This is a genomic window from Phormidium sp. CCY1219 (assembly GCF_035615515.1).
In the GTDB taxonomy this organism is placed as follows: Bacteria; Cyanobacteriota; Cyanobacteriia; order Cyanobacteriales; family Laspinemataceae; genus CCY1219.
The window spans coordinates 1-12,782 of record NZ_JAJENT010000788.1; the positions used below are offsets into that span (position 1 = coordinate 1).

Consider the following 12,782-nt stretch of genomic DNA (forward strand, 5'->3'; position numbering starts at 1 on the left):
ATTCACCACCCCCACCCCTGCAGCACAAGAATTGAGCATGGTCAACAGGGGGGCTAAGCCATTGAAACTGGCTCCATACCCGACGCTGGTGGGGACGGCAATGACCGGGGAATTGGCCAATCCGGCGACCACACTGGGCAATGCGCCTTCCATGCCCGCCACGGCAATCAACACATCGGACTGGGCGATCGCGCGCCAGTTAGCCAGCAGGCGGTGAATGCCGGCTACCCCCACATCGAAATAGCGCTGCACCCGAAACCCGGACAGTTCGGCGGTGACGGCGGCTTCTTCCGCCACGGGCAAATCCGCCGTTCCGGCACAAAGGATACCGATGGTGCCGGCAATTTCCCCGGGAATGGGCGCGATCGCGGTAGCACAAATGCGCGCTGTGCGATAGTAATACAGTCCGCTGACTCGTTCTTCAAGCTGGGCGTACACTTCTGGCTCAATGCGGGTGGCCATCACCACTGGCGTGTCCCGGCGCATTTTTTGTATAATGTCCGCGATCTGTTCCGGCGTTTTCCCCGGTCCCCAAATCACTTCCGGAAAGCCGGTTCTCAAATTGCGGTGGCGATCGATGCGGGCAAAATCTCCCACGGGTTCGAATCCCACATACTTCAATTCTTCTAAGGCAGCCGATGGCGTAACTTTTCCCGCAGCAACCGCTTCTAACAGGGTTTGGATGGCTTCTGGATTCATCAGTTTGTCGCTTATCCTGAATACACTTGCAAAACTAAATTTCTCCTGTCTATTTTCCCAAAAAATTAGTCGATAAATTGAGTTTTTATGGTGTAGTAGAGATAATATTAGATTCGTTCTTCACCCCCTACCCGGTCAGGGTGGGGCTAAATACGGACTTAGCCCGCTTAGGCGGGCTATTTTTGACGGGTTTTGCCGCTGGAAACCCTTGTGGGATTGGATATTACTCGTCCACTACCCGGAGTTCGTAAATATTCCAGAACGCGCCGGCGAGGGGGGAATACTCGATGCCTTTTACGCGATCGCGCACTGCAGTCATTGACAGTTGGTTGACTAACTGAATTACTGGTAAATTCTCTTGGGTCAGGCGCTGGGTTTCGGCATAAATTTCCTTGCGCTTTTCTTCATCCAACTCTTGCGACCCTTGAATATACAACTCGCCGATTTTTCGTTCCCAGTCCGCCACTTCCCGTCCCACAAGGGGAGTTTGTCCGGTTAGTCTTTGCTGATTGAACAAGTGCAATCGCCCGTCTGGAGACCATAAATTAGAAGCCCAATGGGGTTCGACACCGCCACCAAATCCGATAATAATCGCTTGCCAATCTAACGAATTAGTCAACTTGCCGGTCAGCGCATTCCAGGCGAGGGGCTGGAAATCCACCTGAATGCCAATTTGACTCAAATTTTGCTTGATTTGGGCACCCATTGATTCGCGAATTTTATTCCCCGCATTGGTAATTAAAGTAAAGCGAACCCGGTTGCCTTCCGGTCCGATAAGTTCCCCTTCTTCATTATAGCTAAATCCTGCATTGATCAGCAGTTCTTTCGCTTTCTCGGGATTGTGGTCATACACTTTCAATCCTTCTTCCGGAGCGAGATAGTAAGGACTTTGCACGGCAATATGAGAATTAATCGGTCTGCCAATGCCTTGAAAGGTATTTTCAATTGCCGTTTCCCGGTCGATCGCATAGGCGACTGCTTGGCGAAAAGCGAGGGTATTAAACCAGCGAGATTTCTCCGGTTCGACCACGGGGTTTCCGGTTTCCGCATTGCGCCCTTTGTTCAAGTTAAATGCCATAAAAGTGATGCCCGGAGCCGGTTCCATTTCATAATAAATCCGAAAATCGTTCGCTTCTTCTTTCTTTTTCAGCAAGGGAAAATCTTCCGGTCTGACGGAAATGGCATCTAAGCGTTGAGCCATAAATTGCAGCACCGAGGTGTCTTGAGATTCGACAATTTCCCACACCACGCGCTGGATATAAGGCTGGTTTTCTCGCCAATAATACGGATTTGCCCGAAAGGTAACGCGCTCGCTGGTGCGGTAATTTTCTAGCATATAAGGCCCGTTGACGATGATTTCTTCTGGAGGAGTATTGGTGCCCCATACAGACAGAAATTGCGGGTTTCCATCTTGGTCTAAAGTGTTAACCGATTCGCGCAGGGCGTGGGCCGGTAAAATAGCCAAAGCAGTGGAACGCAAGAAGGGGGCAAAGGGTTCGGGTACGGTGAATTCGATGCGGCGATCGTCCAGTTTTTGCACCGTGGGAAAGGCGCGGGAATTGCCAATTCGCAATACGTCGGAAATGCTGCTGGGAATTTTTTCGTTAAAGTAAATGTCGTTATAAGTAAAGACCACATCTTCGGCGGTTAACGGTGCGCCATCAGACCATTTTAAACCTTCGCGCAGGGTAAAGACGATGCGAAGATTGTCGTCTGAAATGTCCCAGGATTCGGCTAAGTTTGGCTCTACTTCGCCGGTGAGGGGATTTTCATTAACTAAGCCTTCATAGGTATAGCCAAAAATATTGGGAGATTCTTCGCTGAGGGCATAGTTAAAGGTTTTCGGGTCGCTGAGAATGCTCAATACTAATTGCGAGACTTCTGCCGCATCGCTTTTGAAGGCGGCGGGCGTACATCCCCCGAGGTTGATACTGAGGATGAAGGTTAGGAGAAAGGCGAGAATGCGATGGGAATATTTTTTAATCATAATAGACCGTTGGGGGTTTTCTGTAGGCATCATTTCGCTTTTATATGATTGTAGCGAATTGCGGGAAATTTAGCGGGGGGAGAAAGGGTGGGGGAAGGGGTGAGAATTAGTCTGCCATCAGCAAGACGACGGCATAGGCGGAAATGCCTTCTTCTCGTCCTTCAGGACCGAGTTTTTCGTTGGTGGTGGCTTTGATACCGATGCGATCGCGGTTCATTTGTAATCCCTCGGCGAGGCGATCGCGCATGGCAGAAATATGGGGTTTGAGTTTGGGTCTTTCGGCAACGATTACGGAATCAATATTGCCAACTTGCCATCCGCGATCGGCGATTAATTGGTTCACCTGAGCCAACAACACGAGACTATCGGCACCTGCCCATTGCGGGTCGCTGGGGGGAAAATACAGGCCAATATCGCCCAAACTCAAGGCACCGAGCATGGCATCCATGATGGCATGAGTCAGCACATCGGCGTCGCTGTGACCGAGCAATCCCAACTGGTGGGGAATCTCGACGCCGCCGAGAATCAATTTGCGATCGCGATCGAGCCGATGGATATCGTACCCGTTACCAATCCGAACGTTCATGGGTTTTCCTCTCACTTGTGTGGTAAATTTACTTTACCAGAAGAGTTCCCCACCCCATCAAATTCCCTTCCACCTCCCTGCCACTTCACCGCCCACCGCTTCTCCCCTCGCAAAAGCGCGCGGCAATGAATCGCCTGCATTCCCCCTAGGCCATTCCGAGCATTAATTGGGCAGAAATTGTAATTTTTTTGGAAAAATTAATGCTATAAAATTGAAAATATGCTATAATTTTAAAATCGATAATTTGCCGAAATCTGTAGGGTAGGCATTGCCCACCTCCCCGAGACTAAATGCTGCTTATTTGCCCTTCCTAATGAAGTGTTTTCCCCACTAAACAGGACAGGTTCTCTCTGAAAAAGGAATTATAGTGGTAATGCCAGAACGTGATAAGGTGGGCAGTGCCCACCCTACGACTAAGAGCGATCGATGCAGGAATTATTGAAGTTGGACGCCGAGGACGCGATCGCCGGTTAATTGATTGCCAACGGCGACGAGGTTTTGTTGTTTCGCTGCATTTTGCACGTCATAGCGTCCGTTATTAGCAAACATATTATTTCCCTCAGCGGTTGCAGTGCCTAAATCCGGTTGAGACTCGCTAATAGCGACCAACCCATCGCGCTGATTTTCTACGATCGCATTACCGCGCAGGATGGGGCGGGCGGAATGGGTAATCACCAATCCATCGAGATTGTTGCGAATTTGATTGTCCGCCACCAACGGTGCAGCATCGCCGCCGATCGCCAATCCAAACCCCGTATTTTCTATCTGATTGCCGCGAATTTCGCCGGCTGTATTGTGGGTCAGAGAAATGCCATTCCCACCATTATCGGCAATCCGATTATTTTCAATCCGAGGCGCAGCATTTCCGGTGACAAAAATTCCCTCGCGATCGCTATTCACCAATCGACTATTGCGAATTGTCGGCGCAGTAGATTCCACCCAAATTGCCGTACCGCTGCGATTGCGATTAGTCACGGTCACGCCCGCAATTTCTGTCTTTTCTGCAGCCACAATGGTGACATTTTGTTTCGCCCAAGTGCGGCTGAGATAATCGCCGCCGCCGATAATTTTCACCCCTTCACCCTGCTGCGCTTCGTTACCTCTCAGGGTAACGCCAGCTTTTAATTCCAACGGAAAAATTTCCCCGGTTTGGGCGCTATATTCCCCGGGGGCAAGCTGAATCACCGTCCCCGGATTAGACTGTTTTAATGCATAAGTAATGGTTTGTAACGGTTGGGTTTCGGTTTGGCCCACCGTGGGGTTGTCGGTCCCTTCAACCGGATCCACGTAGAGAATTTGTTTGTATGCGGGAGTGGTTTTCTGGGTCTGAGGCAATTGCACGCGCGGAACCATTTTGTTTCCCAGAGTAACCGGTTCTTCGGTCACTACAACCACACAGCCGGTCATGGATAACGCCACCAGGGCTGAGGCGAATAAATGGGAACTCGCTTTCATTTTTTTTCCTCCAAAAATGGGTGAATTTCATCAAGCCTCCCGGCAATCGGAGGCTAAAGCTTGGGACTATTTTACGTCAGGGAATGTTGCGTTGGGTGTGGGGCGCGACCCTGGGCGGGGTTCGGGTTGCGGAGTTTCCGGGGGAGGGGGATGCTGCAATGGGGTGGCGCGATCGCCTCTGGCTACCTGAATGGTCATTTGGGGGACTTTGTGATACAAATCACCAACTTTTGCGGTTGAAGTCACGGTTATTTATGGGATTATATCACAACTACCCTGAGATTTGAAGCAAGGGGGAAGCTGATTTAGATCGGCGTTTGAAGCCGATCGCGATCGCGGAAAAATTGGCGAAAATGTTGAATAATAAAACTATAGCATTCCCGGACTTATGCCTTATGAAACTGCAACTGCAACTTTTACCCAATGCGATCGCCGAACTGATGGCGCAAGTCAGCGCCACGCGCCAGATTACCTTAGCAGACCGCTATGGATTGATGGCGGCAATTTTGGCCGATTCCCTGGAGGAAGACGAGAGATTTTCTATCGATCGCCTGCTGCGATCGGTCAGACGCGGGCGGCTGAAAATTGTGGACGAACTTTCGTCACTGCTATCGGGATAAGGCGGCGATATCCCGTCGCCTTTTGTCCCAGCATCCCGCGTTTTTTCCCGCCGAGAATGAACAGTGATTGTCGGCTAATTTTTAGCGGCCAAAAATTATGTTATGCTTCATTTTAGATTTAGGCAACCGCCGATTCCAGGAGTTGAATCGTCCCTCGGGTGGCATCGATTTCCACTTCAATGCCAATGGGGACGGTAAATTTATCGCGAATGTGGCCGATGGAGGAACCATACCAGGCGGGAATTCCTAAGGGTTTGATATGTTCGGATAAAACTTGGGCTAAGGTTAGAGAAGGTTCGTCGCCTTCCCCGGCGGTGCAGTCGGTGCATTGGGCGAAAATAAAGCCGGAAATGCGATCGAGAATACCGGCGAGTTTGAGTTGGGTTAACATGCGGTCTACGCGGTAAATATCTTCGCCAATTTCTTCGATAAATAAAATGGTTTTTTCCCAGGGGGGTAAGTAGGGGGAACCCACCATTCCAGCTAAGACAGAGAGGTTCCCGCCGATTAATTTTCCTCGGGCTTTTCCTGGGGCGATCGCTTGCATGGGGGTACGGGGAGAATTGCGGAGGGTGACGGGTTGGCGATCGAATAAAATTTGCTTCACGTAGCTGACAGAAAAGGGATTCCAGAGAGAGGTTCCCACTGGCCCGTGAAAGGTAATAATTCCACTGCGGGCGTGAATGGCTAATAGCAGGGAGGTAATATCGCTATATCCCATGAGAATTTTCGGCTGCGATCGCATCAAGTCGTAGTCGAGTAAAGGTAAAATCCGACTGCAGCCCCAGCCGCCTCTCATAGTGAGAATTGCTTTCACGGTGGGATCGGCAAACATGGCGTTGGTATCGGCGGCGCGATCGCGATCGCTTCCCGCCAGATAGCCGTATTCATCGAGGATGTGCGCCCCTAACTTGACCTTTAAGCCTAACTTAGCCAGTTCTTTGCGAGTATAGTCGATATCGTCTCGGACGATGGGACTCGAGGGGTTGATCAAACCCACCGTATCTCCCACCTGCAGGCGAGGGGGCTTGAGGAGGGGACGCGGGGTGGGGCTATCCTGGGACGCCACGGGAAGTTGCGTGGCTAAGACAGTCAGCCCGAAGAGTTGGAGAAAGTGACGGCGATCGCGTTTCAATTCCCTGTGCTTGCCAGTTTCTAAGGTTACAAACCTATGATACAGAAAACACAAGGCCAAGGCGGATTTTTCGGGAAAAATAATTGTTGCGTAGGGGGCGATCGCTTCTGGCTTGCGGTTGTGGCAACGGCGCGGTGGTGATTAAGTAAATCGGTTAATTATAAACGAGTTGAGTTAAAACTGTCACCTATCCTCTGGTGGATTTTTGGGGAAATAAGCGCTAGTGGTGGCAATAGGGAAGCCCAACTGCTGGCGGAAATGAATTAGAATTCCTTTTCCGAGGGAATTGCAGCCCCTTTTCTAATTTTTCCCTCAAATGACTCTTGTCAATCCTGGAATTTCCGATTATCCTGTTTTAGCATTTACCCTTTTACATTAGAATGCTTGGGAGGCATCTGAGTGAGTAAATCCGTTTTTACCGAAAAATATACGAAGTTTCGCCGCCTGTTAATTCAAATGCGCCAAGCGAATGAATTAACGCAGGTGCAAGTAGCGCAGAAACTGCAAAAACCCCAGTCGTTCGTGTCTAAATACGAACGGGGAGAACGACGGTTAGATGTAGTGGAATTTTTGGAGGTGTCAAAAGCGCTGGGGGTTAGTCCCCACGAATTACTGAGACAACTGGAACACCCAACCCAGGAAAATGGATAGCCCCAGGGTGGGGGTTAAAGGTCACGTTCTGTAAATTTTGGTTGGCGATCGCCCCCTTTGGGGGCAGGTTTTTTATTGACGAGGTGCCATGCTGGAAAACAGAAAAAATATCCCGAAACCAACACCGTCAAGCCGATCGCCTCCCCCAGGGAAGCGCAAGTAAATCGCGGTGGCGGCGATCGCACTCTTTTGCAACCAACAAACTTATCCCATTATCGGACCCAAAAGGAAACTTCATGTGGAATTTGTTCAAAAAAATTTTTTCTTTTTATTCATTTTTTCAAAAATCTTACCTATTTTTATTTTTCATGTTGTTTGCCAGTATCTTCTTCTCCTCAACCTGCATCAACAACTATCTGGTAGACCGGGCAATTTGCGATGAATGGCTGCAAGAGCTATCCATTAACTTAGTGGCGGAAACCACCGGAATCCTGATGGTTTTATTTTCCGTCAACAAAACCGTGCGCGAGAACCGCGAAAAAGAAAAAAGCAAATTCAAGCAAATTGCTTTCCGCCAACTGCGCTTTGTCTTGCGAAAGCAAATTTATTTGTTTTTTGAAATATTTAAAGCTTCAGTGAAAGCGAAACCTGACAAAGACTATCAAACATTAGCTGATTTATTTGAAGATGATTTTTTTGACGAAGTACATTATTTGGATTTATTGAAAATTGCTCCGGTGTTAAACTCAGAGGGAGAAAAGATAGACTGGCTGGATTATATGGTTGCCGAATGCCATAGCTTAAAGCAAGCCTTAGAAAAGGTGGTCGATCGCTATGCGGTTTATTTAGAGTCTGACATCGTAGATTTAATGGAAGAAATCACCGATGCCCCGTTCATTCGGTTTATTACCTCGATTTGGGAAGCAAAGAAACGAGACGGACTAACATCGGAAGGGGATTTGCTATTTGCCTGCGATAACTTATTGCGCGATTACACCGAGGCATTGGTGAAGTTGGTGCAGTTGTACAATAGCAACGTAGGGAGCGATCGCAAAATTATCATTGACGAAGGGCAATGGAAGCAATGGTGGAGCCACAAAGGGCGACCGCAAATCGGAGATAGTCGGGTTGAAAGGAACAGTTAGTCATGCCACAAATTTATTTGCGATATGGGGTTAAATTTCTCCTTGGGTTTCTGGGTTTTTACGGTAAGCGAGAAAGAGTAGGGAGCGACGCGATCGCACCCCCTTCAGAATTGTCCGAATATTTTACACCTGCTATGGCGATCGTACCCAATCCAAATTGCGCCCGATGAGCAGTTCAGTGAGTTTTGCATGATGGGTATTTTTCATCGCCACCGTTTCCGTATCGAATCCGAATTGATGGGCTAACTCGCGGACTTCTTTGATATTATCGTAAGTCATCAGAAAATCCCCAGAGAGGGTACTGGCAATGCGGAAAAGTTCTTCGTGGTTCAGTTCGGAATGAGCGTACAGACGAGTGCCTGCTTTTTTGCCGGCTGCGGTGTAAGGCGGATCGATGAAAAACACTGCGTCGCCGCGATGAGCGTTTTGCGAGAGAAACGCCATCCCATCACCGGCGATAAAGGTGAGGCGATCGCGAATTTGCTCGATATTCAAAATTCGCCGTTTCAGGGTATCTGGATACCAGCGAGATGCAAGTCCCTTGCCCTTTTCGCCCCGTTTAATTTTCCCCGCACCTGCTGCTAAGATACCGCCGCGATTTACCCGGTTTTTCACAATAGTTTTAAATGCTTTTTCTTTTCGGTCAACTGGAACAGCAGACAGCACCGAATCCACAGAATCAGGAGAAATGATAAAAGTAGAAATGCGCTGAGCCAACCATTCGCGATCGCCGCTGAGAATGGTTTGCCACACGGCTGCTACTTCTGCATCGAGTTCCACCATCGTTACGCGATCGGCTAACCGTTCAAATGCCACAGTGAGGCTAACAATGCCACCCCCCACAAAAGGCTCAATAAATTCAACCCCAGGGGCAGACTGGCGTGCTAACCACTGCCGAATGCGCGGCACTAACCAGGTTTTTCCCCCGGGATATCGGAAAGGACTCCGCAGGGGCACGGACATCACATTGGGGATTTTTTCGGGAATATTATTGTCAAACAGGGATAATTGACGCATTACAAAGCTCAAACTACAAAAGGTCAGTGAGTGTAGGAGCATCTGGAGGATTCTCCAACTTTTCATCGAGTTTTTCTTGCAAAAACTGACAAAAATCATCCATCGAACCCGCTTCGGGAGTGGTTATGCGATCGAGGGCTGGTTTAAATAAGGTATAAACTTTGCGAAATTCGGTAAGCTGATAGCAGTTTCTAGCCGCATCGTGCTGTAGGTTATAAATTAGCCATGCAACATCTGCTTCGGTGGGATCCACTTCTGGCAGGGCGGGAAGCGTATTGTAAAACCCTTTATGTAAAGCCACCGCCTGTTTTTTACCCCATTTTTTTAAGATTCCTCCTTTGTAAATTAATTGTGGTGCCAAACGCTTGCGAGAAGAGGAGAGGTAATCGGGGCGGGGAGAATTTCTTTGCCCACTCCAGTCCATATTAAAGCGCTGAGATGGATCTTCCATGTAGTATTCAAATGGCCGTCGCACGTTGCCAGAAATGTACACAGATTGAACTTCCAATGTGCCAAAATTAATGATGCGTCCTCCACTGTCGTAAGCCACCAACACCCAATCGATGTTACCAGCAGATTGACCCTTTTTGTCATTGAGGCGAATTTCAGCAAGGGAAGTCCATGCAGTATTTTCGGGGAAAAAAATGCTGCGGCATCCTCGACAATTAACCAATCCTGACGAAAGCGAACCGGACAAGTAATTGCGATATCATCGCCTGTGTAAACACTACAAACCCCCAATAAATCCTTTCTAGACCCGCGATCGCAAACATTATTCAATCCTTTCTGTTCCTTTCACCGATTCCCCCGGAGATAACTGGTGCAGGTTTTAGCACATTCTATCACGATCGGATAGCTGCTTGCAGATAGCACATATCGGTGGCGGTGCGGGCTGCCGGTGATTCATGGTGGGGGAAGGTTTGTGCCAGGATTGGTGCCGATACAAGCCAGGGTTTCTGCTGCTGGATGGGGAGGCGCAACCCAATTGCTTCGGCCTTCAATTCTTTCGGTAAATGTAGCCAATTTTGAGCGGATTTTAATCGGTGCAAAGAGTTGATTGGCTTGGGGGATAGGGGATATATTCCGATGGGGAATCGGCGCGATCGTGCAGGGAAATTTTCAGCGCGCCACTGGGGTAAACCCTGGGTTGCAGTGGCGCGATTTGTTGCTCGCGGAAGGTAGAGAATGTCTCTCTCTCGGGTGCTTATAATTATGATTAAGTTGGCGATGTTATAACCCGCCGTAATCTGCACAATTGAGCAAATCGCAAACCTTTTCATCGCCGATGGGTTTGATTTTTTCTCGGATGACTTGCAATGGCTAGCGGTATGTCCTCGGGTTTGAAGGGGAGAAACCCCCCAAGGAGCAGATGATGCGATCGCTGGCGCTTCGGATCCATATCGGCGTCTTGGGACCTTTTCGATCGCGAAAAATCTCGGTTGCACTTGTTCTACGATGGGAAAAAGCCCCCAAACAAGCTGCCCCGACAATCCATGAGGGATCCGCGCTTGTCGGTGGTCCGGAAGGGTTGCCAGGCCCCACCCGATCCACTTCCCCCGCACTCAGGCGAAGCTAGTGGTTTGCAACCTCGCCGGTTTCATCCGCAAATCCAGAGCAAACGCGCCGGAAAACAACCCGGAATCGGGCGATCGCCATTTTTCTCCGAAAATGGTGATATTGAGCGCCATCATTCCCCAACTCGCTGTTCTCGGGGGTTTCACCACTCACCCCGGGGATCCGGTTGATGACTTGCCGCGATCGCCGGGGCTTGGCAGACAAATTGTCGGTTGGCAATTCGTCACCCCTCCGGAACAATTTCTTGCTAAATTCTGCGGAAGGTGACAGAAAAGCCGGGTCTGTGGAGTCTGCCACCCTTGGGGGCACCTGCCCCTATGGGAAGAGAACCGGGGGGAATTTCCCCTCAGTGTTGCATGGGGTTAAAATTGATACAATTTCACTTTATCTTTGCAACTATATATGAGAATTGTCCTAGCGTTCAGGTTCATGGCATGGCAGGAGTGCTTAAACTCGAAATCGCTGAAACGGTGGAAGAACTCAAAACCCTGTTGGCGAAACAAACAACCGCAAGAGGTCGCGAACGAATCCAAGCTCTCTATTTACTAAAAATTGGTCAAGTCAAGACCCTCAAAGAACTGGGGATTTTGCTTGGCAGAGATACGGCGACGATTTACCGATGGTTTCAAAAATATAAAGCCGACGGGTTACAAGGGATGCTGGCAGTTAAAAAAGGTCAGGGTCGAAAACCGGCAATTCCCAAACCCGTTATGGAACGATTAAAAGAGCGCCTGCAAGAACCGGACTCATTTAATAGTTACAGTGAAGTCAGGACTTGGCTGAAAAAAGAGTTTGGGATTGAAGCTTCTTATAAAGTCGTCCATGAAGCAGTTAGATACAAACTCAAGCTAAAGCTCAAATCCTCGAAAAAAAAGCGCAATAAAAAGAATAAGTAATGCAGATTTTAACAACTAATTATTCACCATGATTCGGAGGGACGCGGCATTGCCGTGTCCTTACAGGCGGTGAATCTGGATCGAGATTTTAAAAAATAGGTTTGAGGAGGAATGTAGGGGGTCAGGGGTGACAGGTTCAAATCCGTTTTCCTGGTTCAGAGGGGATGTTGCAAGCCGGCGAGAAATCCTCGACGGGCGTGCGATCGCAGATTGGATTCGCGCAACTCCATCAAGCAAACTAATTCGTCTCCTTTATAATAGTCTGGATTGCGCTCTAAAAAATACCGCACGTCGGGTTTTTTGCGAATTCCGGCTTTAATGTCGGCCCAGTTGCCGCGCAGATGACCCCGGGAGGTAGGAAAGCGAATTAATCCGGTTTTTGGGTTGTAGTATTCGCCGAATTTTTGGGTAGCCAAAGCATCAGCGATCGCCTGCATTGGTGGCGGAGTGGGATAGCGATAGGTGGGATAGAAGACTTTGGCAAATAAGGGTAAATACCGATAGGTACGGTATCCTTTGACAATCAAAAACCAGTAGAGGGGAGTGTGTGGATGTTGGGCTTTGATTTGACCGGCTAAACGACACCACGCCAGGGGTAAAGTTTGTTCTCCCCAATATTGGCGATGGATAATCGTATCCCCGGAAAAAATCGCGCGAATGCGATCGCCTTCCCACTGGCGCGATAGGATAGAGAGGGTAGAAAATCCCCCTAATTGTCCCTCGGGGTTCCACAAGAGGATAGCATAATCTTTTTGGCTTAAATCGTTCCAAAAAAAATTCTCGCTAGTGCCATCATAATAAGTGCGATATAACTCGTACATCACCGGGCACAGGTGGGGAAACAAATGGGGTTGGGCAATAACTTTTGCAGTTAGTTTACTCATTCACTGGCTAACTATAGATTTCTTTTAAAATTCGACGTTAAACCGATGGTTATCCGAGAAAGTAAGCGGGGGCGATAACCCGTTTCAATTGATGAATTGAGCCATAGAAAGTTCCCCCTTTTCGACCCACCCTCTGTAAGATTCAAACACAATTATTCAAAAAGCATGAAATCACCAGAACATGCTGGGTCA

Annotated in this window: 15 protein-coding genes; 5 read left to right on the forward strand and 10 right to left on the reverse strand. The window is 48.8% G+C overall.

Going from position 1 to position 12,782, the window contains the following annotated elements; translation table 11 throughout:
• The 5 genes from larB to LKK83_RS24030 all read right to left on the reverse strand — a co-directional run.
• Nucleotides 1–699 (reverse strand): nickel pincer cofactor biosynthesis protein LarB (gene larB, locus LKK83_RS24010; RefSeq protein ID WP_324633932.1); only part of this gene is annotated, 699 nt, incomplete at its 3' end.
• 223 nt (nucleotides 700–922) lie between these two features.
• Nucleotides 923–2,719 carry an ABC transporter substrate-binding protein gene (locus LKK83_RS24015; protein ID WP_324633933.1) on the reverse strand — a complete coding sequence of 599 codons (1,797 nt, stop codon included), beginning with the start codon at nucleotides 2,717–2,719 and terminating at the stop codon, nucleotides 923–925.
• Nucleotides 2,720–2,792: 73 nt separating this feature from the next.
• Nucleotides 2,793–3,272: a 2-C-methyl-D-erythritol 2,4-cyclodiphosphate synthase gene (gene ispF / locus LKK83_RS24020; protein WP_324633934.1), complete on the reverse strand. Its 480-nt coding sequence runs from the start codon at nucleotides 3,270–3,272 to the stop codon at nucleotides 2,793–2,795.
• Nucleotides 3,273–3,707: 435 nt separating this feature from the next.
• Nucleotides 3,708–4,727 (reverse strand): DUF1565 domain-containing protein, encoded by a 1,020-nt coding sequence (locus tag LKK83_RS24025; RefSeq protein WP_324633935.1) that lies wholly within the window; start codon nucleotides 4,725–4,727, stop codon nucleotides 3,708–3,710.
• Nucleotides 4,728–4,793: 66 nt separating this feature from the next.
• Nucleotides 4,794–4,973 (reverse strand): hypothetical protein, encoded by a 180-nt coding sequence (locus LKK83_RS24030; protein ID WP_324633936.1) that lies wholly within the window; start codon nucleotides 4,971–4,973, stop codon nucleotides 4,794–4,796.
• Between the two features lie 149 nt (nucleotides 4,974–5,122).
• On the opposite strand from LKK83_RS24030, the gene LKK83_RS24035 reads away from it, so the two are divergent.
• Nucleotides 5,123–5,347: a hypothetical protein gene (locus tag LKK83_RS24035; RefSeq protein ID WP_324633938.1), complete on the forward strand. Its 225-nt coding sequence runs from the start codon at nucleotides 5,123–5,125 to the stop codon at nucleotides 5,345–5,347.
• A gap of 118 nt (nucleotides 5,348–5,465) precedes the next feature.
• Here LKK83_RS24035 and LKK83_RS24040 read toward each other — a convergent pair whose 3' ends face one another.
• Nucleotides 5,466–6,482 carry a S66 peptidase family protein gene (locus LKK83_RS24040; RefSeq protein WP_324633939.1) on the reverse strand — a complete coding sequence of 339 codons (1,017 nt, stop codon included), beginning with the start codon at nucleotides 6,480–6,482 and terminating at the stop codon, nucleotides 5,466–5,468.
• 399 nt (nucleotides 6,483–6,881) lie between these two features.
• Here LKK83_RS24040 and LKK83_RS24045 point away from each other — a divergent pair, with 399 nt between their 5' ends.
• Together LKK83_RS24045 and LKK83_RS24050 are read left to right on the forward strand one after the other, a co-directional pair.
• Nucleotides 6,882–7,133 (forward strand): helix-turn-helix domain-containing protein, encoded by a 252-nt coding sequence (locus tag LKK83_RS24045; protein WP_324633940.1) that lies wholly within the window; start codon nucleotides 6,882–6,884, stop codon nucleotides 7,131–7,133.
• A 308-nt stretch (nucleotides 7,134–7,441) separates the two neighbouring features.
• Entirely contained in the window at nucleotides 7,442–8,218 is a 777-nt protein-coding gene (locus tag LKK83_RS24050; RefSeq protein ID WP_324633941.1) for a hypothetical protein, read from the forward strand.
• Between the two features lie 132 nt (nucleotides 8,219–8,350).
• Here LKK83_RS24050 and LKK83_RS24055 read toward each other — a convergent pair whose 3' ends face one another.
• The 3 genes from LKK83_RS24055 to LKK83_RS24065 all read right to left on the reverse strand — a co-directional run bounded on the left by LKK83_RS24055 (nucleotide 8,351) and on the right by LKK83_RS24065 (nucleotide 10,236).
• Nucleotides 8,351–9,277, reverse strand: coding sequence for a DNA adenine methylase (locus LKK83_RS24055; protein ID WP_324633942.1), 927 nt, complete (start codon nucleotides 9,275–9,277; stop codon nucleotides 8,351–8,353).
• Nucleotides 9,249–9,908, reverse strand: coding sequence for a NotI family restriction endonuclease (locus LKK83_RS24060; RefSeq protein WP_324633944.1), 660 nt, complete (start codon nucleotides 9,906–9,908; stop codon nucleotides 9,249–9,251). The genes LKK83_RS24055 and LKK83_RS24060 overlap by 29 nt, the downstream gene beginning before the upstream one ends.
• Before the next feature lie 169 nt (nucleotides 9,909–10,077).
• Nucleotides 10,078–10,236 (reverse strand): hypothetical protein, encoded by a 159-nt coding sequence (locus LKK83_RS24065; RefSeq protein ID WP_324633946.1) that lies wholly within the window; start codon nucleotides 10,234–10,236, stop codon nucleotides 10,078–10,080.
• Between the two features lie 574 nt (nucleotides 10,237–10,810).
• Here LKK83_RS24065 and LKK83_RS24070 point away from each other — a divergent pair.
• Together LKK83_RS24070 and LKK83_RS24075 are read left to right on the forward strand one after the other, a co-directional pair.
• A complete protein-coding gene (locus tag LKK83_RS24070) occupies nucleotides 10,811–11,077 on the forward strand; it encodes a hypothetical protein (RefSeq protein ID WP_324633947.1) in 267 nt (88 codons plus the stop codon).
• Between the two features lie 167 nt (nucleotides 11,078–11,244).
• Nucleotides 11,245–11,706, forward strand: a complete 462-nt coding sequence (locus tag LKK83_RS24075) for a helix-turn-helix domain-containing protein (RefSeq protein ID WP_324633948.1) — start codon at nucleotides 11,245–11,247, stop codon at nucleotides 11,704–11,706.
• 155 nt (nucleotides 11,707–11,861) lie between these two features.
• On the opposite strand, the gene LKK83_RS24080 is transcribed toward LKK83_RS24075, so the two are convergent.
• A complete protein-coding gene (locus LKK83_RS24080; RefSeq protein ID WP_324633949.1) occupies nucleotides 11,862–12,590 on the reverse strand; it encodes a hypothetical protein in 729 nt (242 codons plus the stop codon).
• Between the last annotated feature and the right edge of the window lie 192 nt (nucleotides 12,591–12,782).

Coding starts and splice junctions, on each gene's coding strand:
- LKK83_RS24015 (WP_324633933.1), bottom strand. CDS start 2,719: ATGATGCCTACAGAAAACCCCCAACGGTCTATTATGATTAAAAAATAT.
- LKK83_RS24055 (WP_324633942.1), bottom strand. CDS start 9,277: ATGCTCCTACACTCACTGACCTTTTGTAGTTTGAGCTTTGTAATGCGT.
- LKK83_RS24080 (WP_324633949.1), bottom strand. CDS start 12,590: ATGAGTAAACTAACTGCAAAAGTTATTGCCCAACCCCATTTGTTTCCC.
- ispF (WP_324633934.1), bottom strand. CDS start 3,272: ATGAACGTTCGGATTGGTAACGGGTACGATATCCATCGGCTCGATCGC.
- LKK83_RS24025 (WP_324633935.1), bottom strand. CDS start 4,727: ATGAAAGCGAGTTCCCATTTATTCGCCTCAGCCCTGGTGGCGTTATCC.
- LKK83_RS24035 (WP_324633938.1), top strand. CDS start 5,123: ATGAAACTGCAACTGCAACTTTTACCCAATGCGATCGCCGAACTGATG.
- LKK83_RS24050 (WP_324633941.1), top strand. CDS start 7,442: ATGTTGTTTGCCAGTATCTTCTTCTCCTCAACCTGCATCAACAACTAT.
- LKK83_RS24075 (WP_324633948.1), top strand. CDS start 11,245: ATGGCAGGAGTGCTTAAACTCGAAATCGCTGAAACGGTGGAAGAACTC.